The following is a 17,772-nucleotide window of genomic DNA, read 5'->3' on the forward strand; positions in this document are numbered from 1 at the left end:
GATGCCGGCCGGCCCCACCCTGCGCCGCCGCCTCTACCTGGTGGCGGCCGCCGTCACCGCGGCCGTCACCGCGCTGGCCGGTGCCGGCGTGGCGGCCCGCGCCGCCGTGCCGGCCCAGCCCGGCTGGAACCTGGTCTGGAGCGACGACTTCACCGGCGCCGCGAACACGCTCCCGTCAGCCAGCAACTGGATCATCGACACCGGCACCAGCTACCCGGGCGGCCCGCCCAACTGGGGGACCGGCGAGATCCAGACCTACACCAACAGCACCGCCAACGTCAGCCACGACGGCGCCGGCAACCTGCGGATCACCCCGATCCGCAACGGCTCCGGCCAGTGGACCTCGTCGCGGATCGAGACCGTACGCAGCAACTTCAAGCCGCCGGCCGGCGGGGTGCTCGCCATCGAGGGGCGGATCCAGATGCCGAACGTGACCGGCGCGGCGGCGTCCGGTTACTGGCCGGCCTTCTGGGCGCTCGGCTCGCCCTACCGGGGCAACTACCAGAACTGGCCCGGCATCGGCGAGTTCGACGTGATGGAGAACGTCAACGGGCTCAACTCGGTCTGGGGGGTGCTGCACTGCGGCGTGGCGCCCGGCGGGCCGTGCGACGAGTTCAACGGCATCGGCGCCTCCCGGGCCTGCCCCGGGTCGACCTGCCAGTCGGCGTTCCACACCTACCGGTTCGAGTGGGACACCAGTGTCAGCCCGCAGCAACTGCGCTGGTACGTCGACGGCCAGCAGTACCACACCGTCACCCAGAGCCGGGTCGGCGAGCCGTACTGGTCGCAGATGACCAGCCACGCCGGGTACTTCCTGCTGCTCAACGTCGCGATGGGCGGGGCCTTCCCGAACGGGGTGGCCGGCTCGACCACGCCCACCGCCGCCACCGTCTCCGGCCGGCCGATGCTGGTGGACTACGTGGCGGTCTGGAGCCGGGGTGGTGGCGGCACCACCCAGCCGCCGCCCACCACCACCCCGCCGCCGACCGGTGGCGGGTTCAACGCGTACTCGACCATCCAGGCGGAGGCGTTCAGCGCGCAGAACGGGGTGATCGTGGAAGCCTGCAGCGAGGGCGGCCAGAACATCGGTGCGCTGCGCAACGGCGACTGGGTCCGGTTCGACAACGTCAGGTTCGGATCCACCCCGGCCCGCGACTTCGTCGCCCGGGTCGCCTCGGGCGCGTCCGCCGGGGTGAGCGGCCTGGTCGAGGTCCGGCTCGGCAGCCCGACCGGCACGGTGATCGGCAGCTTCGCGCTCGCCAACACCGGCGGCTGGCAGAGCTGGCGGTCGGTGCCCGGCAACGTCTCGGCGGTCACCGGCACCCACACCGTCTATCTGACCTTCACCAGCGGCCAGCCGAACGACTTCGTCAACGTCAACTGGTTCACCTTCCGTACCTGACCGTGGGCACTGTGCCGACCCGCCCGGCCGCCCGTCGCGGGTGGTCGGGCGGGTCGGGACTGGACAGAAACAGTTAACACTCTTAATAATTGCTGCTGTCGATGCTGGGACGGGGTGGGAGGAGTGCCATGAGACGTCAAGTGCTGACCGCGGCGATGGTCGCGACGCTGGCCGCGGTGGGGGCGGTGTGGGTGGCCTCGCCGGCTGCGGCGGCCGGACCGTCGGCGGTCTTCGTGAAGACCTCGGACTGGGGCTCCGGCTGGGAGGCGCGGATGACCGTGTCGAACGCCGGACCGGCCGCCGTCTCCTCCTGGAGTGTCGCGTTCGACCTGCCCGCCGGCTCGTCCGTCGGGTCCTACTGGGACGCGTTGCTGACCGTGTCCGGGCAGCGCTACACCTTCACCAACCGCTCCTGGAACGGCACCATCCCGGTCGGCGGGTCGGTGTCGTTCGGGTTCCTCGGTGCCGGCCCCGGCTCACCGCAGAACTGCGTGGTCAACGGAGTGGCCTGCGCGGGCGGCAGCCAGCCGACCACACCCCCGCCGACCACCACCGCCCCACCGACGACGGCCCCGCCGACCACGCCGCCACCCACGACCGCACCACCGACCACCACGCCGCCGGTCACCGGCCTGCCGAAGCACTTCCTCACCGGCTACTGGCACAACTTCGCCAACGCCGCCGACGAACTGCGGCTCAGCGCCGTGCCGGCCGAGTACGACCTGATCGCGGTCGCCTTCGCGGAGGCCACCAACACCCCCGGCGCGGTCTCCTTCGGCATCGACCCCGGCCTGGCCGCCTCGCTCGGCGGCTACACCGACGACGAGTTCAAGGCCGACGTGGCCGCCCTGCACAGCCGCGGGAAGAAGGTCATCATCTCGGTCGGCGGGGAGACCGGCCGGGTCGCGGTCAACGACGCCGCCTCCGCCGCCGCGCTCAGCGACAGCCTCTACCGACTGATCCAGGAGTACGGCTTCGACGGGGTCGACATCGATCTGGAGAACGGGTTGAACCCGACCTGGATGGCCCAGGCGATGCGCTCGCTACGCAGCCGGGTCGGCGCCGGCCTGATCATCACGATGGCCCCGCAGACGATCGACATGCAGTCGCCGTCGGTCTCCTACTTCAAGCTGGCCCTGGACATCCGGGACATCCTCACCGTGGTGCACACCCAGTTCTACAACTCCGGCTCGATGCTCGGCTGCGACCAGTCGTTCGCGTACGCCCAGGGCACCGTCAACTTCATGACGGCGCTCGCCTGCCTGCAGCTCGAAGCCGGCCTGCGACCCGACCAGGTCGCCCTCGGCCTGCCCGCCGGACCCGGCGCCGCCGGCGGCGGCGTGGTCGCTCCCAACCTGGTCAACCAGGCGCTGGACTGCCTGGCCAAGGGCACCAGCTGCGGCAGCTTCCGCCCTCCGCGCAGCTACCCCGGCATCCGGGGCGCGATGACCTGGTCGATCAACTGGGACGTCACGAACGGCAACGGGTTCGCCCGGACCGTCAAACCCCACCTGGCCACCCTGCCCTGACCCGGGTGAAGCGGTCACCGGTTGGCGGGCTGGGCGGCGCGGCGCTTACGGATGCGCTTGACCGCCCAGCTCACCACGGTGACCGCGAAGAACGCGAGGATCGCCAGGTCGAACCAGGTGCTGTAGCGGTCGATCTGCTGCCACCGGGAGCCGAGCGCGAAGCCGAGCCCGACGAAGAGCGCGTTCCAGATCCCGCTGCCCAGGGTGGTCAGCGCCAGGAACTGCCCCACCGGCATCCGGTTCGCGCCGGCCGGGATGGAGACCAGGCTGCGCACCACCGGCACCATCCGGCCGAAGAGCACGGTGGCGCGGGCGTGCCGCTCGAACCACCGGTCCGCCCGCTCCAGGTCGTCGAGCTCCACCAGCGGCACCCGGTCCAGCCACCGCTTCAGCCGGTCCTCGCCGAGCGCGGCGCCGAGCCAGTAGAGCAGCGCCGCGCCGACCACGGAGCCGGCGGTCGCCGCCGCCCACACCGCCACCACGTTGAACTTGCCCTCGCCGGCCAGGTAGCCGGCCATCGACAGCACGATCTCACTGGGCACCGGCGGAACGATGTTCTCGAAGAAGACCAGCAACCCCACCCCGAGTACGCCGAGCGAATCGATCACCCCCGCCACCCAGCCCGTCAGGCCGCCCATCTCGGTGGGATCGACATTCTGGGCGCCGACGGCGACGGTCATCGAGTCGTCCTCTCCTCTGCCGATACGCGGTTGATCGAATGCCGGTACACGTGGTTGATCGAACCTATCCGGTACCCGGCGGACCGGCCGCCGACACTGTGCGGTACCTCGCCATTGGCCGGAGCGGGTTTGCCGGGGCGGCCGACTGGAGAAGCCAGCACCGCATGAACGACAGGTGGTACTCCGAGGCCGTCGTCTACTGCCTCGACATCGACACATACGCGGACTCGAACGGCGACGGGGTCGGTGACATCCAGGGGCTGATCGGGCGCCTCGACTACCTGGCCCGGCTCGGGGTGACCTGCCTGTGGCTGCATCCGATCCACCCGTCCCCGAACCGGGACGACGGCTACGACGCGACCGACTTCTACAACATCGACCCCCGGTTCGGCACCCTCGGCGACTTCGCCGAGCTGCTGCACCAGGCGGCCAACCGGGGCATCCGGGTCATCATCGACCTGGTCGTCAACCACACCTCGAACGAGCACCCCTGGTTCGTCTCAGCCCGCTCGTCGCCGGACTCGCCGTACCGGGACTGGTACGTCTGGTCCGACCAGGAGCCGGCCGACCGCTTCCAGGGCATGGTCTTCCCGGGTGAGCAGCACGAGACGTGGAGCTACGACCGGACCGCGAAATCCTGGTACTACCACCGGTTCTACCGCTTCCAGCCGGACCTGAACTTCAGCAACCCGGCGGTCCGGGCGGAGATCAAGAAGATCATCTCGTTCTGGCTCCAGCTCGGCGTCTCCGGCTTCCGGATCGACGCGGCGCCGTTCATCATCGAGCTGACCGAGCCGGGCAACCCGAACTCGCCGAAGGACTTCGAGTTCCTCACCGACCTGCGCCAGCACGTCCAGTGGCGACGCGGCGACGCGGTCCTGCTGGCCGAGGCGAACGTCGAACCCGACCAGCTCGTCGCCTACTTCGGCGACCGCGGCGGCTCCGGCAACCGGCTGCACATGCTCTTCGACTTCATGCTCAACGGCCGGCTGATGCTGGCCCTGGCCCGGCACGACCCGGAGCCGGTGATCGACGCGCTGCGGGACACCCCGGCCCTGCCGTACGGGGCGTCCTGGGCCACCTTCCTGCGCAACCACGACGAGATCGACCTGTCCCGGCTCACCGCCGAGCAGCGCAACCAGGTGTTCGAGAAGTTCGGCCCGGACGAGGAGATGCGCATCTACGACCGGGGCATCCGGCGCCGGTTCGCCCCCATGCTCGGCAACGACCGGCGGCGGATCGAGCTGGCGTACGCGTTGCAGTTCTCGCTCCGCGGCACCCCGGTGCTGCGCTACGGCGAGGAGATCGGGATGGGCGAGGACTTGTCGCTGCCCGGCCGGGAGTCGATCCGCACCCCGATGCAGTGGTCGTACAAGCAGAATGCCGGCTTCTCCACCGCGGACCCGGAGCAGTTGGTCCGCCCGGTCATCGACTCCGGCGAGTTCGGGTACGAGACGGTGAACGTCACCGCCCAACGCGGTGACCCCGGCTCGCTGCTCTCCTGGTTCGAGCGCATGATCCGGACCCTGCGGGAGGCACCGGAGGTGGGCAAGGGCACCTGCACCCACATCGACGTGGTGCTGCCGCCCGGGGTGCTCGCCCACCGCGCCGACGGATCGACCGGCACCATGGTCTTCCTGCACAACCTGGGCCCGGACGACGCGACGGTGGATCTGGGCTCACTCTACGAGGAGGCCGACCTGCCGATCGACGTGTTGACCGACCGGCGTTACCGGCCGGTGGGCAAGCTCGACGAGCTGCAGGTGGCCGGCTACGGCTACCGGTGGATCCGGCTCTGTCGGGGAGACGCGGTGAGCTGACCCGGCCGCCGGTCAGCGTCTGGCGCGGGTGCGGCGCAGCCAGAGCAGCCCGATCACCGGCAGCACCAGGGGAATGAAGCCGTATCCGCGCCCGAAGTCGGACCAGACGGTGTCGTCGGGGAACAGCTGCGGCTCGACCCGGCTCAGCGCCCCCACCACGAGCACTCCGGCCAGCTCGACGGCGCAGCAGCCGAACGCGACCCGCCGACCGGTCGGGGTGTCCCGGGCCAGCCCGACGGTGGCGACCACGTAGATCACCGCCGCCAGCGCGGAGAGCAGGTACGCCACCGGGGCCTCGTCGAACCGGGTGGCGATCTGCAGCCCGGCCCGGGAGCTGGCGGCGATGGCGAACAGCAGGTACACGGCGACCAGTGCCCGCCCCGGCCCCCGGTTGGTGGGCCGCCGGTCAGCCACCGGCGACCTGCCAGGTCTGCTGGAGCCGGACCACGACGACCGGGATGACCAGGCAGACCACCGTCACGATCACCGAACCCCAGCGGGTCGGCTCCATCCGGGCCAGCACGGCCGCCAGCGGCGGCAGGCAGACCAGGGTGACCAGGTAGCCGACGAAGGTGCCGACCTCGGCCGGACCGTCGCCGCCGGCCCAGGCCACCAGGGCGGCGGCGGTGAGCACCAGCAGCGCCGCCTCGACGACGGCCAGCCCGATCAGCTGGCCGCGGTCCGGCGGCCGGTTGCGCACCGTCGCCAGCAGGCCCCACCCGGCGAGTACGAGGGAAGCGACGATCGCGATCGTCACCAGCAGGCCGTTCACGGCGACAGCCTACTAAGCCCTGTCGTAGAGCCGGCCGGCACGTACGATCGGTGCCGTGCGTGGCACCGAGGCGGCCGATGATGGTCGATGAGACGCTCGCCCGGATCAACGAGGGCGTCCAGCTGCACCACCAGCAGGGCCGGCCCGACGCCGCTCGGGAACTGTTCGCGCAGGTCTGGGCGGAGATCGGCGGCGAGCGGGGTGACCCCCTGCACGTCTGCGTCCTCGCGCACTCGATGGCCGACGTGCAGGACGACGTCCACCAGGAGTTGAGCTGGGACCAGCGGGCGCTGGCGGCGGCCGACCTGCTCACCGACGACCGGCTCGCCCAGGCCGGGGTGCCGATGTCGGTGGCCGCACTGTACCCGTCGCTGCACCTCAACCTGGGGGAGTGCCACCGCAGGCTCGGCGATCCCGAGCGGGCCCGCGAGTGCCTGGAGCGCGCGCGGGCGGGGATCGGCGCGCTCGGCGACGACGACTACGGCCGGCTGATCAAGGGTGGTCTGGAACGACTGGCGCAGCAGTTGGCCGCCGGCCCGCCGGGCGGCGACGAGATCTGACAGTAACCGCGTGCCCCTGGTTCTGTCATCAATGCGCATCTATCATCAAGCTCGTTCACCGACGGGTCGCCGTGGGGAGTCGGGCAGACATGGACGCTACGGGCATCTGGGTGCTGCTGGTGGCGGGCGGCTTCGTCGTACTGGCATTCCTGGGTCTCGCCGTGCTGGGCCGGCCGCCGCGCCCGCCCCGTCCGGACCCGACCCGGCTGGCGGCCGAGGCCGACGAGCTTGGTGCGCACGCCGCCGCCGCCGAGGCCGAGGCGGCCCGGGCGGCGGCCGCCGCGGTCGAGGCGCGGGCGGCGGCGCTCACCGCCGAACAGACCCGCGACGCGGCGTGGACCGCCCAGGAGGCCGCCGAACTGGCGTACGACCGGGCGCTGCGGGCGGCGGTGGCCGGCCGCGACGCGGACCGGCGCCGCGCGGCCGAGCCGGCCGGCCGCGCCGTCGAGCGGGAACGGGCGGTGTCCCGGGCCGCGCTCTCGGCCTACCGGCGGGGCGACATCTCGGTCCGGGAACTGCAGGAGGTGTTCCGGCGGACCGGCGACTGGGACCCGGCCCAGCAGGAGCGGGAGCGGGCCGCGGACCGGTGCCGGATCGACCGGGCCACCGCCCGGCGCGAGTACGACCGGGCGGCGGCTGCCGCCCGGCGGGCCGACCAGGCGGCGCGGGTCGCGGAGGTGGCGGCGCAGGCTCTGGTCGACGAGGCGGCCTCCTCCGCCGCCGAGGCGGAGGAGGCGCTGCTGGCCGTGCGGCAGCTCACCGCCCGCCGCCGCACGTTCCGCCGGAGCAGCTGACAGCGGCGCCCCCAGCCGCGGGTTGCCGGAGGGTGCCGGTGGCGGCGGGTGGCGGCAGTGTCGGCGCAGTCGTGGGCGGCCGTGTCGCGTCAGGGCCGGCGGGTGGCGACGGTGCTGGGCTGCGAGCCGGCGTGCCGGCTGATCGGATGTGTTAGGAATGGAGCCGGGTGCCGGCAGCGCCCGTCCGGGTGCGCCGGCCGCCGGCCGAAGCGGTCGGATGGTCGGCGGACGGCCCGGAGAGGGGTCGGTCCGTGTTGCGGTTCGGGTTGTTCGGTACCGGCCACTGGGCGTCCGAGACGCACGCCGCCGCGCTGGCGGCGCATCCCGGTGCCCGCCTCGTCGGCGTGTGGGGGCGCGATCCGGCCAAGGCCGCCGCGCTGGCCGACCGTCATCAGGTGCCGGCCTTCGACGACATCGACGCGCTGATCGAGGCCGCCGACGCCGTCTCGGTGGCGGTGCCACCGGACGTCCAGGCCGAGATCGCGGTTCGGGCCGCGCTGGCCGGCCGGCACCTGCTGCTGGACAAGCCGCTGGCGCTGACCCTGGCCGACGCCGATCGGGTGGTCGCCGCGGCCCAGCAGTCGGGAGTCGCCTCGATCGTCTTCTTCACCGGCCGGTTCCATCCGAACGTGGCCGGCTTCATCGCCGCCGCCGCGGCGGCCGGCGGCGGCTGGCAGGGCGCCCGGGTGACCCTGTTCGCGTCGATCTTCCAGCCCGACAACCCGTACGGCGGCTCGGCGTGGCGGCGCGAACGCGGCGGGCTCTGGGACGTCGGCCCGCACGCCCTGGCGGTGCTGCTGCCGGTGCTCGGCCCGGTCCGCCGGGTGGCCGCCCTGGCTGGCCCCCGGGACACCACCCATCTGCTGCTGGCGCACGACGGCGGCGCCGCGAGCACCGTCTCGCTGAGCCTGGACGCCCCACCGGCGGCGGTCCTCTCCGACTTCGTCTTCTTCGGTGAGGAGGGGGTGCAGGAGCTGCCGACCCGCAACGGCAGCGCGGTGGACGCCCTCATCCTCGCCATCGATCAGCTGCTGGCCGAGGTCGACTCGGCCACCCGGGACCACCGCTGCGACGTCCGGTTCGGCCGGGACGTGGTGGCGGTGCTCGCCGCCGCCGAGACCGCCCGGGCGGAGGGCCGCACCGTCACCGTCGCCGCCCCCGGGTAGCGCCATTGGCGGCGCCGGGGGCCGTCACCAGGGCGGCGAGGCCGGTGGTGAGCGGCACCGCGGCCACCAGGCCGAGCGTGCCGACCGCGGTCCGAACCACCTCCTGGGCGATGAACTCGCTGGTCAGGGTCGTCCCGACGGAGAGACCGCTGACCGAGACCAACAGCAGCAGCGGCAGCGTCGCCCCGGCGTACGCGAGCACGATGGTGTTGACGGTGGCGGCGATGTGCGCTCGGCCGATCCGGCTGGCGGCCCGGTAGAGACCCCGTCGGGACAGGCCCGGATCGGCGGCGGCCAGCTCGGTGACGATCGCGGTCTGGGTGACGGTCACGTCGTCGAGCACGCCCAGGGTGCCGATGATGACGCCGGCCAACAGCAGTCCGCGTACGTCGACCTCGCCGAGCTGGACGGCGAGCCGGCTGGCCTCCTCGCTGCCGAAGCCGGTCAGCCGGGTGGCGGCGATGCTCACCGCGCCGAGCACCCCGGTGAGCACCAGACTGGCGAGGGTGCCGAGCACGGCCACCGAGGTCTGGGCGCTGACCCCGTGGGTCAGGTAGAGCACCGCGAACATGATCGCCGCCGAGCCGACGACCGCGACCAGCAGCGGCGGCTCGCCGGTGCCGATCGCCGGCAGCACGAAGAGCAGCAGTACGGCGAAGCTCACCGCCAGGCCGGCCAGCGCCGCCAGCCCGCGCCAGCGGGCGAATCCGATCACCGCGAGCGCCACCGCCAGCACCAGGACCAGCAACGGCCGGCCCCGTTGATGGTCCAGCACCGCGTAGCCGGTGCCGCCGTCCGCCTCGGCCGTCTCGACCACCACGATCCGGTCGCCGATCCGCAGCTGCGGGGCGCCCGGCCCGGCCGGGATCCGGGCCGGTACGGCCGCGGCGCCGGCCGGTCCGTCGTCGAGCCGGACCAGCGCGGTGTCGCAGCGCGGCGCGGCGCGCTGCCCGCACCCGGCCGGCCGCAGCTCGGTGACCGTGCCACCGCGCCGCAGTGCCTCGTTCGGATCGCTGGCCGACGGGCGCTCGGTGGGCCAGAGCAGCACCAGACCGGCCGCGGTGAGCAGCATCAACGGCAGCAGCACGGCGACGATCAGCCGCCGGGCCCGCTCCGGCACCGCCCCGGGAACGCGCTGCCCAGGCGCGTGCCCGTGCCCAGGCGCGTGCCCGTGCCCGTGCGTGCCGCCCATGCCCGCCCTCCATCGCGCCGTCGGCGACTGCCGATAGCCAGCAGGGGGCCTGCCTTCGACGCTACGGCAGCGCCGGCCGTTGCGCGGACGGGGTTGTCATGATCGTGGCGCGACCAGCCGTTGAAACACCGCGGTGTTCGACGGCCCAGCGCGTCACGATCATGAGCGAGGTTTGGTGGCGGGGTGGGGGTAGGTGCAGGTGGGGCCGGTGGTTGTCGTCAGTGCGCTGGTCGGGCCGGGTCGGCGAGACTTCAGGGCATGACGAGAGGCGTGGTCGGGCGGCATCTGGTCGCCGTCGCCCGGGCGGTGGCGCTGGTCGGGCTCGCGGTCGGCTCGGCGCTCTCCCTCGCGCTGCACGCGCTGCTGTTCCTGCCCGGATTCGGGCTCGGGATGGTGTTCCTGCTGCCGGACCCGATCGAGGCGGCCCGACCACTGCCGAACCTGGCCCGCCGGCTCGCCGCCCGGTGGTCCGGGGTGGTCGTCGGCCGGCCCTACCGGCCCCGGCCGGCCCCGCCGCGCCCCGGACCGGACGGCCGCTACCAGCACGGCAACCAGCTCTACCGGCGGCCGGGGGCGCCCGCCCTGCTGGCCCGGCTGGACTGGGTGCTGGGCGACATCGCCACCCACCGCGACCTGGCCTGGCTGCTGCTCAACCCGGTGATCGGCGGGCTCCTCGCCGGCTCCGCGCCGGCCCTGATCGTCGCCGGTGCCTGGCTGACGGTCAGCCGCGCCGGGCAGGACTGGTGGGCGGTGCCGACGGGGGCGGCCGGCGTGCTGGCCGGGTTCGCCGCGGCCCCGGCGCTGGTCCGGCTGCACGGCCGCTGGACCCGCCTGCTGCTGCGGGCACCGGTGGACCGGGCCGGGATGACCGGACTCAAGAATTGGCTGGCCGGCCGGCTGCTGGCCATGCTGCGACTGCTCTGCCTGCTCGGGCTCACCCTGGTCGCGGTGCCGATGGCGGTGCTGACCGTGATCGGGATCGGACTGGGGTACGGCCTCGGTCTCGTCGTCGTGCTTCCGCCGCTGATCGAACACTTCCGCTGGCTGGCGAACCTGCGCCGGCAGCTCGCCGGGGCCTGGTCCGGCGTTGACGTGCCGGCGCCGTACCTGCCCCGGCCGGAGCTGCCCGAGCCCCGCCCGGACGGGCTCTACCAGGTCGGCCGGCACCTGTACCGGACCCCGAGGTGGACCCGCTACAACCAGCGGCTGCGCTGGCTCACCCGCGACCCGGCGACCTGGCGGGAGACCCTCTGGCTGGTGACCGACCCGCTGGTCGGCGGGCTGCTGCTGCTCATCCCGCCGGTCCTGACCTGGTACGGCTACTGGGGGCTGGTGCTGCCCCGGCTGTGGCAGCTGCTCGGCGCCCGCGAGGCGACCGGCTGGCGGGTGGCGCTCACCGGGGTCGACGCGCCCGCCCTGCCGGTCGGCTGGGCCGTCCCGGTCGGGCTGGGGCTGGTCGTCGGAGGGTTCGCGATGATGGCGGTCGGCCTGGCGCTGGCACCCGCCGTGCTGCGCTGGCACGGCCGGTGGACCCGGGTACTGCTCGCCCCGACCGAGCGGGCCCGGCTCGCCCAGCGGGTCCGGCAGCTCGCCGAGAGCCGGGCGGACGCCACCGAGGCACAGGCCAACGAGCTGCGCCGGATCGAGCGGGACCTGCACGACGGCGCGCAGGCCCGGCTGGTGGCACTCGGGCTCACCCTGGGCACCATCGAGCAGCTGCTCGACCGCGACCCGGCCGCCGCCCGGGAGCTGTTGGCGCAGGCCCGGGACGGCTCGGTCCGCGCCCTGGCCGAGCTGCGCGACCTGGTCCGGGGCATCCACCCACCGGTGCTGGCCGAGCGGGGCCTCGGCGACGCGGTACGGGCGCTGGCGCTGGACCTGCCGGTGCCGGTCGACGTCGCCGCCGACCTGCCCGGCCGGCTCCCCGAACCGATCGAGACGGCGGCCTGGTTCGGGGTCAGCGAACTGCTCGCCAACGCCGTGAAGCACGCCCGGGCCAACCGGATATCGGTCGATCTGCGGCACACCGGCGGCCGGCTGCGGATCACCGTACGCGATGACGGCCGGGGTGGCGCGGACCCGGCGGCCGGCAGCGGCCTGCGCGGGGTGCGACGCCGGCTCGGTACATTCGACGGCACCGTGCTGGTGGCCAGCCCGGCCGGCGGCCCCACCAGCGTGACCCTGGAGATCCCATGCGCGTCGTCCTCGCCGAAGACCTCTACCTGCTGAGGGACGGGCTGGCCCGGCTGTTGACCGCGCACGGCTTCGACGTGGTGGCGGCCGTGGCGACCGGGCCGGAGCTGCGCGAGGCGCTGACCGGGCTGCGGCCGGACGTGGCGGTGGTCGACGTGCGGCTGCCGCCCACCCAGACCGATGAGGGCCTGCAGGCGGCGCTGGCGGCCCGCCGGGAGCTGCCCGGCCTGCCGGTGCTGGTGCTCTCCCAGCATGTCGAGCAGCTCTACGCCCGGGAGCTGCTGGCCGACGGCACCGGCGGGATCGGCTACCTGCTCAAGGACCGGGTCTTCAACGGCGACCAGTTCATCGACGCGGTCCGGCGGGTGGCGGCCGGCGGGACCGCGATGGACCCGGAGGTGATCGCCCGGCTGCTGGCCCGGCCGGGCCGGGGCGAACCGCTCGGCCGGCTCACCCCGCGCGAACGGGAGGTGCTGGAGCTGATGGCCGAGGGGCGGTCCAACAGCGCGATCGGGCAGCGGCTCTTCCTCAGCGAGAGCGCGGTGGGCAAGCACACCGCGAGCATCTTCACCAAGCTGGAGCTGGCGCCGTCGGACGACGACAACCGGCGGGTGCTGGCGGTGCTGGCGTACCTGGACGGCCGCTGACGCGGGTCAGCCGAGGCCGCCGAGGGCCTCGCCGACGGCGGCCGGCGAATCGAACCGCTCCACCGGCAGCGAACGCAGCGACTGCAGGGTTTCGGTGCTGGCGCCGAGCTCCTGCGCCCGCCGGATCAGATCCTCCTTGGAAACCGGGTAGTCGAGCCCGTTCAGGGCCTCCCACGACGGAATCGGGTCAACGGTCATGGTCATTCCGTACCCGGGATCCAAAGCCGGCACACCGCCGGCCGCCCGGCGTTTGTGTGCGCGGCGGCCGGGTAGCCGCGGACATGCTGGTTCACCGGTTCGGCGGTCCGGGCGACTTCGATCCGCTGCTGGAGCGCGTCGCGGACGCCCGGGTGGTGCTGCTCGGCGAGGCCAGTCACGGCAGCTACGACTACTACCGGCTGCGTGAGCAGCTGACCCGGCGGTTGATCGCCGAGTGCGGGTTCTCGTTCGTCGCGGTCGAGGGGGACTGGCCGGACTGTGAACGGGTGAACCGGTCGGTGACCCTCGCGCCGGGTGGCGACCCGGACCCGCAGGTGGCGCTCGAGCGGTTCGAGCGGTGGCCGACCTGGATGTGGTCCAACGCCGAGGTGTCCCGGTTCTGTCAGTGGCTGCGGGCCTGGAACTCCGAGCGGCCGGAGCCGGGTCGGGTCGGCTTCCACGGCCTGGACATCTACAGCCTCTGGGAGTCGATGCAGGCGATCTTCGACTACCTCGGCGAGGAGGACCCGGGTTCGCTGGAGGCCGCCCAGGAGGCATACCGCTGCTTCGAGCCGTACGGCCGGCAGGTCGAGGAGTACGGCATCGCCAGTCGGTTCGTCTCGGCCCGCTGCGAGGACGAGGTGGTGACGTTGCTGGCCCGCACCCGCGAGCGGGCCGCGGCCGCCGGGTCCGGCGGGGCCGACGCGTCCGACCGCTTCGCGGCCTGGCAGAACGCGGAGGTGATCGCCCGGGCCGAGCGGTACTACCGGGCGATGGTCGGTGGCGGACCGGAGTCCTGGAACATCCGGGACACCCACATGACCGACACCCTGGACCGGCTGCTCGACCGGTACGGCCCGCTGTCCCGCGGCGTGGTCTGGGCGCACAACACCCACGTCGGCGACGCCCGGGCCACCGACATGGCCGGCGCCGGGCTGGTCAACATCGGCCAACTGGCCCGCGAGCGGTACGGCGCCGACGGAGCGGTGCTGGTGGGCTTCGGCAGCTACCAGGGGCGGGTGGTCGCCGCGCCGAGGTGGGGGGCGCCGGCCGAGGTGATGACCGTGCCACCGGCCCGGCCGGGCACGCTCGAAGATCGGCTGCACACGATGCTGCCGGAGCGGGCGGTGCTGATCCTGTCGCACGGCGACCGCCCGGACTGGTTCACCGCCGAGGCGGACCACCGGGCCATCGGGGTGGTGTACGACCCGTCGTTCGAGCAGTGGGGCAACTACGTCCCGACCCGCTTCGGGGAGCGCTACGACGCCTTCGTGTGGTGTGACCGGACCAGCGCGCTGCATCCGCTGCCGGCCGATGTCACGCCGGGCGAGATGGAGACCTACCCGGCGGGCGTCTGATCTCGCGGCTGACCGGGGCGGATCCGGAAATTCGGTCACTGTCTCGTTGCCGTCCGGGACGGTTCGCCACCGCCGCTCGGGGTACTTGAGGGGGTACCAAGACAGTCGAGCGGACGAACCCGGTCGTCCGACCGGGGCTGCGGAAGGGGCGTAATGGTGCAGGGTCCCACGCCTGGCGTACCGGATCCCACCCGCGGCGCGGCGCCTCGGGTCGCCGAGGACCAGCGCTGCCTGCTGGAGACCCGCTTCGCCGAGGGTGAGGTCACCGGCCTGCGGCGTCAGGTCGGCGAGCACGCCGCGGCGGCCGGACTGGACGCCGGGCCGGCCGACGACTTCGTGCTCGCCGTCAACGAGGCGATGAGCAACGCCGTCCGGCACGGCGGCGGTGGTGGCGTGATGCGGGTGTGGCGCAACGGGGAGCTGATCGCGGAGATCAGCGACGAGGGCCCCGGGTTCGACGTCGAGGCGCGGACCTCCTGGGCCGTCCCGCCCCGCCCGTCGCCGACCGGCGGCCTCGGTCTCTGGCTGGCGAGCCAGGTCTGCGACACGATGTCGATCGAGAGCGGCCCGGACGGCACCGTGGTCCGGGTGAGCGCCCGGCTGCCCGGCCGGTAGCTCCTGGAGCGTCACGACGGCTGGAAGTACTCTCCAGTTCCACTGGTAGTACACCTCGCGGTCATCGGTGCCGGGAACCGTGTGACGCAGGTTGAGGGTGCCGCCCCATTTCGAACCCCATCCCCAGCCGATGATCTCCCCCGCCGGGGGCGGCAGGGCGTCGATCGCCTCGTGCAGCACCCCGTCGTCGACCCAGCTCCACGAAGACCGCCCCGCGCGGGCCGACCCAGCCGAGCGCCACCAGCCGGCCGCCGTCCCGGCGTACCACCCGATCAGGACCGGTCCGGTGCCGGCGCCGGCCGGTCGGCCCGCCGGGCGCGCCCGGTCCGCACGGCCCGGCCGGCGGCCAGCAGCAGCAGGACCGCGGCGGCGGCGAAGACCGCGTTGCCGATCAGGTCGGTGCGGCCGGTCGAGCCGAGCATCGGCGGGATGGTGAACGAGAACCAGCAGTAGGTGAGCACCGCCCCGGCGGCCAGCGCCAGCCGGTGCCGGGCGTCCCACCCCGGCCGGCGGGCCCAGCGCAGCACCACCACCGCGAGCACCAGCACGAGCGCGATCCCGAGGGCGACTCCGTTGCGGTCCTCCGGAATCCGCCAGAACAGGCTGCCGGCGAGGAACGCGACCCCGCCGACCAGCCACGGGTCGGGCGCCGGCCGGCCGGTCGCCGGTCGCTGCCGGGACCGGCGGACGAGGAACGCGACCACGATCAGCAGCAGGATCAGCCCGGCGGTGCCGAGCAGTTGCCGGCGCTCGGGTAGGAAGTCCTCGGTCACCTGGTGGTCGTAGAAGATGAAGCCGCTGCCGGCCACGAAGACCAGCGCGGTGACCGCGAGCCCGAACCGGCCCAGCCACGGGGTGGTCCGGTGGGCCGGGGTGAAGCTCTCGACCAGTGCGATCGGCACGGCGATGCTCCAGACCGTGTGTCCGATGAGGAAGAGCAGCGCGTAGTAGGCACTGACGCCGAGCTGCGGGACGTGCGCGGTGGTCTGGAAGTCGTACCCGAGGTAGGAGGGGTTGAACAGGGACTGGTCGAGCAGGCCGGCCTCCAGCAGGCCGTACGCCAGCGCCAGCAGGAACATGGTCGGCCAGCCGCGGCCGGCCCGCCGGGTGACCTCCCGGATCAGCAGCGCGCCGCCGCCGTACATCGGGGCCAGCACCAGCAGCCCGGCGAGCTGGTCGATCGCGATGTTGCCGAGCAGGTACTCCGCGACCAGCGGCGCGAGCAGGAACAGCCCGAGCGCCGGGGTGACGCGTCGCCGCGGTCGGCTCGGGCCGGGCGGCGGGTTCTGCCGTGTCATGGCGGTGACGCTACGGGCGGCGGTTGGCGTGCGCAGCGGGCATGCGGCTCGACCGGGTAGACCAAAGTCGGCGGTGTCGTCGGGGTCGTTCCGCCGGGCCCGGGCCCCGCCGCGAGGGCGGGGCCCGGGTGTCCGGTCTGGGCGACCGGGTTCAGGCGACGGTGCAGGCGGCGCCGTTGAGGGTGAAGGAGGACGGCCGGCCGGAGTTGCCGGTGTGGGTGGCCTGGAAGCCGATGTTCGTCGAGGCGTTCGGGGCGATGGTGCCGTTGTAGCTGGCGTTGCGGGCGGTGACCTGGCCGCTGTTCGGCGAGTACGAGGCGTTCCAGCCCGACGTGATGGTCTGTCCGGCCGGCAGGCTGAAGGCCAGCGTCCAGCCGTTGACCGCCGTGGTGCCGGTGTTGGTGATGGTGACGGACGCGGTCAGGCCGGTGTTCCAGGCGTTGACGGTGTAGCCGACCCGGCACCCGGCCCCGACCGGCGGCGTGGGAGTCGGTGTGGGGGTCGGCGTGGGGCTGACGGTGGGCGTCGGGCCGGGGGTGGTCGGCGACGGGGACGGACCGGTCGGGGTGGTGCTCGGCGTCGGGCCGCTGTTCATGCCGAAGAACGCGATGGCCAGCGCCGCCATCCCGCCGCCGGGCAGGTTGTGCCCGACGCCCTGCAGGCTGATCGCCTCGACCGGCGCGGTGGCGCCGCTGTTGCCGTACCGGGTCCGGGTCCAGCCCGACTGCGGAGTGTCGGTGGAGGTGGGGGTCTGGCTGAGCCCGTGCACGTTCGTCCACTGCTTGATCTGCTCGTTGAAGTTCGGGTAGCGCAGGATGTCGTCGTTGGTGCCGTGCCAGATCTGCATCCGGGGTCGGGCGCCGGTGTAGCCGGGGTAGGCCCCGCGCACCAGGTTGCCCCACTCCTGCGGGGTGCGGCTGAGCTGGCCGTTGGCGCAGGCGCTGTTCCAGGCGGAGCCGTCGGTGGTGGCGAAGCAGGCGAACGGTACGCCCGAGAAGGCCGCGCCGGCCTTGAAGACGTCGGGGTAGTTGCCGAGCATGACGTTCGTCATCATCGCGCCGGAGGAGGCACCGGTGACGTAGACCCGGTTCGGGTCGCCGTTGTTGCGCTGCAGGACGTACCGGACCATCGAGATCAGCCCGACCGGGTCGCTGCCGCCGTCGCGGCGCAGGGCCTGCGGCGAGGAGACGTCGAAGCAGGAGCCGGACCGGGTGGCGGACGGGTAGATGACGATGAAGCCGTGCCGGTCGGCCAGCGAGGCGAACTCGGTGCCCGAGTAGAAGGCCGGGCCGGAGCCGGTGCAGTAGTGGATCGCCAGCACGACCGCCGGCCGGGGTGCCACGTTGTCCGGGACGTAGAGGTGCATCCGGAGATTGCTCGGGTTGGTGCCGAAGCCGGTCACCTCGGTCAGGGTGGCCGCCGACGCGGGCGGCGGGGTGGCCACCAGCAGCCAGGCGGCCGCCACCATCGCGGCCGCCGCCACGCCGCCGAGCGCCCTGTTCATCACTCTCATTTCTTCTCGACCTTCCGTTTCGTGTCATCCGGAAA

At 73.3% G+C, this 17,772-nt stretch carries 17 protein-coding genes; 10 read left to right on the forward strand and 7 right to left on the reverse strand.

The genetic code is table 11. The features are described from left to right. The first annotated feature begins 1 nt into the window (after window position 1). Window positions 2–1,402 carry a carbohydrate-binding protein gene (locus tag O7627_RS05215; protein WP_278098168.1) on the forward strand — a complete coding sequence of 467 codons (1,401 nt, stop codon included), beginning with the start codon at window positions 2–4 and terminating at the stop codon, window positions 1,400–1,402. A gap of 128 nt (window positions 1,403–1,530) precedes the next feature. Next, on the forward strand, window positions 1,531–2,931 hold the full coding sequence (locus tag O7627_RS05220; RefSeq protein ID WP_278092357.1) for a cellulose binding domain-containing protein: 1,401 nt from the start codon (window positions 1,531–1,533) through the stop codon (window positions 2,929–2,931). A 14-nt stretch (window positions 2,932–2,945) separates the two neighbouring features. Here O7627_RS05220 and O7627_RS05225 read toward each other — a convergent pair whose 3' ends face one another. Then, the gene (locus O7627_RS05225) at window positions 2,946–3,611 is read right to left on the reverse strand and encodes a DedA family protein (RefSeq protein WP_278092358.1); all 666 of its coding nucleotides are present in this window, start codon (window positions 3,609–3,611) and stop codon (window positions 2,946–2,948) included. Between the two features lie 164 nt (window positions 3,612–3,775). Between O7627_RS05225 and O7627_RS05230 the strand changes: the two genes are divergently transcribed. Beyond that, window positions 3,776–5,431 carry an alpha-amylase family protein gene (locus O7627_RS05230; RefSeq protein ID WP_278092359.1) on the forward strand — a complete coding sequence of 552 codons (1,656 nt, stop codon included), beginning with the start codon at window positions 3,776–3,778 and terminating at the stop codon, window positions 5,429–5,431. Between the two features lie 12 nt (window positions 5,432–5,443). Here the strand turns inward: O7627_RS05230 and O7627_RS05235 are convergent, their stop codons facing one another. Beyond that, window positions 5,444–5,845 carry a hypothetical protein gene (locus O7627_RS05235; protein WP_278092360.1) on the reverse strand — a complete coding sequence of 134 codons (402 nt, stop codon included), beginning with the start codon at window positions 5,843–5,845 and terminating at the stop codon, window positions 5,444–5,446. Further along, window positions 5,838–6,203, reverse strand: a complete 366-nt coding sequence (locus tag O7627_RS05240) for a hypothetical protein (RefSeq protein WP_278092361.1) — start codon at window positions 6,201–6,203, stop codon at window positions 5,838–5,840. Before O7627_RS05240 ends, O7627_RS05235 begins: the two co-directional genes overlap by 8 nt. A gap of 77 nt (window positions 6,204–6,280) precedes the next feature. Here O7627_RS05240 and O7627_RS05245 point away from each other — a divergent pair, with 77 nt between their 5' ends. From O7627_RS05245 to O7627_RS05255, 3 genes are all read left to right on the forward strand, one after another. Beyond that, window positions 6,281–6,763 (forward strand): tetratricopeptide repeat protein, encoded by a 483-nt coding sequence (locus O7627_RS05245; protein WP_278092362.1) that lies wholly within the window; start codon window positions 6,281–6,283, stop codon window positions 6,761–6,763. An 89-nt stretch (window positions 6,764–6,852) separates the two neighbouring features. After that, complete coding sequence (locus O7627_RS05250; RefSeq protein ID WP_278092363.1) at window positions 6,853–7,557, forward strand: hypothetical protein; 705 nt, start codon at window positions 6,853–6,855, stop codon at window positions 7,555–7,557. A gap of 251 nt (window positions 7,558–7,808) precedes the next feature. Next, a complete protein-coding gene (locus O7627_RS05255; protein ID WP_278098169.1) occupies window positions 7,809–8,723 on the forward strand; it encodes a Gfo/Idh/MocA family oxidoreductase in 915 nt (304 codons plus the stop codon). On the opposite strand, the gene O7627_RS05260 is transcribed toward O7627_RS05255, so the two are convergent. Continuing rightward, window positions 8,701–9,915, reverse strand: a complete 1,215-nt coding sequence (locus O7627_RS05260; protein WP_278092364.1) for a YibE/F family protein — start codon at window positions 9,913–9,915, stop codon at window positions 8,701–8,703. The genes O7627_RS05255 and O7627_RS05260 overlap by 23 nt on opposite strands. Before the next feature lie 258 nt (window positions 9,916–10,173). Here O7627_RS05260 and O7627_RS05265 point away from each other — a divergent pair, with 258 nt between their 5' ends. Beyond that, window positions 10,174–12,144 (forward strand): sensor histidine kinase, encoded by a 1,971-nt coding sequence (locus O7627_RS05265; RefSeq protein WP_278092365.1) that lies wholly within the window; start codon window positions 10,174–10,176, stop codon window positions 12,142–12,144. Continuing rightward, window positions 12,108–12,755, forward strand: coding sequence for a response regulator transcription factor (locus O7627_RS05270; RefSeq protein ID WP_278092366.1), 648 nt, complete (start codon window positions 12,108–12,110; stop codon window positions 12,753–12,755). Before O7627_RS05265 ends, O7627_RS05270 begins: the two co-directional genes overlap by 37 nt. 6 nt (window positions 12,756–12,761) lie before the next feature. Here the strand turns inward: O7627_RS05270 and O7627_RS05275 are convergent, their stop codons facing one another. After that, a complete protein-coding gene (locus O7627_RS05275) occupies window positions 12,762–12,953 on the reverse strand; it encodes a DUF2795 domain-containing protein (protein ID WP_278092367.1) in 192 nt (63 codons plus the stop codon). Between the two features lie 83 nt (window positions 12,954–13,036). Between O7627_RS05275 and O7627_RS05280 the strand changes: the two genes are divergently transcribed. Further along, window positions 13,037–14,311 (forward strand): erythromycin esterase family protein, encoded by a 1,275-nt coding sequence (locus O7627_RS05280; RefSeq protein WP_278092368.1) that lies wholly within the window; start codon window positions 13,037–13,039, stop codon window positions 14,309–14,311. 153 nt (window positions 14,312–14,464) lie between these two features. Continuing rightward, window positions 14,465–14,926 carry an ATP-binding protein gene (locus tag O7627_RS05285; RefSeq protein WP_278092369.1) on the forward strand — a complete coding sequence of 154 codons (462 nt, stop codon included), beginning with the start codon at window positions 14,465–14,467 and terminating at the stop codon, window positions 14,924–14,926. 272 nt (window positions 14,927–15,198) lie between these two features. Here the strand turns inward: O7627_RS05285 and O7627_RS05290 are convergent, their stop codons facing one another. Together O7627_RS05290 and O7627_RS05295 are read right to left on the reverse strand one after the other, a co-directional pair. Beyond that, window positions 15,199–16,224 carry a hypothetical protein gene (locus O7627_RS05290; protein ID WP_278092370.1) on the reverse strand — a complete coding sequence of 342 codons (1,026 nt, stop codon included), beginning with the start codon at window positions 16,222–16,224 and terminating at the stop codon, window positions 15,199–15,201. Window positions 16,225–16,375: 151 nt separating this feature from the next. Then, window positions 16,376–17,728 carry a PHB depolymerase family esterase gene (locus O7627_RS05295; RefSeq protein WP_278092371.1) on the reverse strand — a complete coding sequence of 451 codons (1,353 nt, stop codon included), beginning with the start codon at window positions 17,726–17,728 and terminating at the stop codon, window positions 16,376–16,378. Between the last annotated feature and the right edge of the window lie 44 nt (window positions 17,729–17,772).

Source organism: Solwaraspora sp. WMMD1047, assembly GCF_029626155.1.
In the GTDB taxonomy this organism is placed as follows: domain Bacteria; phylum Actinomycetota; class Actinomycetes; order Mycobacteriales; family Micromonosporaceae; genus WMMD1047.

Coding starts and splice junctions, on each gene's coding strand:
- O7627_RS05215 (WP_278098168.1), top strand. CDS start 2: ATGCCGGCCGGCCCCACCCTGCGCCGCCGCCTCTACCTGGTGGCGGCC.
- O7627_RS05225 (WP_278092358.1), bottom strand. CDS start 3,611: ATGACCGTCGCCGTCGGCGCCCAGAATGTCGATCCCACCGAGATGGGC.
- O7627_RS05290 (WP_278092370.1), bottom strand. CDS start 16,224: ATGACACGGCAGAACCCGCCGCCCGGCCCGAGCCGACCGCGGCGACGC.
- O7627_RS05245 (WP_278092362.1), top strand. CDS start 6,281: ATGATGGTCGATGAGACGCTCGCCCGGATCAACGAGGGCGTCCAGCTG.
- O7627_RS05280 (WP_278092368.1), top strand. CDS start 13,037: ATGCTGGTTCACCGGTTCGGCGGTCCGGGCGACTTCGATCCGCTGCTG.
- O7627_RS05220 (WP_278092357.1), top strand. CDS start 1,531: ATGAGACGTCAAGTGCTGACCGCGGCGATGGTCGCGACGCTGGCCGCG.
- O7627_RS05230 (WP_278092359.1), top strand. CDS start 3,776: ATGAACGACAGGTGGTACTCCGAGGCCGTCGTCTACTGCCTCGACATC.
- O7627_RS05270 (WP_278092366.1), top strand. CDS start 12,108: ATGCGCGTCGTCCTCGCCGAAGACCTCTACCTGCTGAGGGACGGGCTG.
- O7627_RS05265 (WP_278092365.1), top strand. CDS start 10,174: ATGACGAGAGGCGTGGTCGGGCGGCATCTGGTCGCCGTCGCCCGGGCG.
- O7627_RS05260 (WP_278092364.1), bottom strand. CDS start 9,915: ATGGGCGGCACGCACGGGCACGGGCACGCGCCTGGGCACGGGCACGCG.
- O7627_RS05250 (WP_278092363.1), top strand. CDS start 6,853: ATGGACGCTACGGGCATCTGGGTGCTGCTGGTGGCGGGCGGCTTCGTC.
- O7627_RS05275 (WP_278092367.1), bottom strand. CDS start 12,953: ATGACCGTTGACCCGATTCCGTCGTGGGAGGCCCTGAACGGGCTCGAC.
- O7627_RS05295 (WP_278092371.1), bottom strand. CDS start 17,728: ATGAACAGGGCGCTCGGCGGCGTGGCGGCGGCCGCGATGGTGGCGGCC.
- O7627_RS05285 (WP_278092369.1), top strand. CDS start 14,465: ATGGTGCAGGGTCCCACGCCTGGCGTACCGGATCCCACCCGCGGCGCG.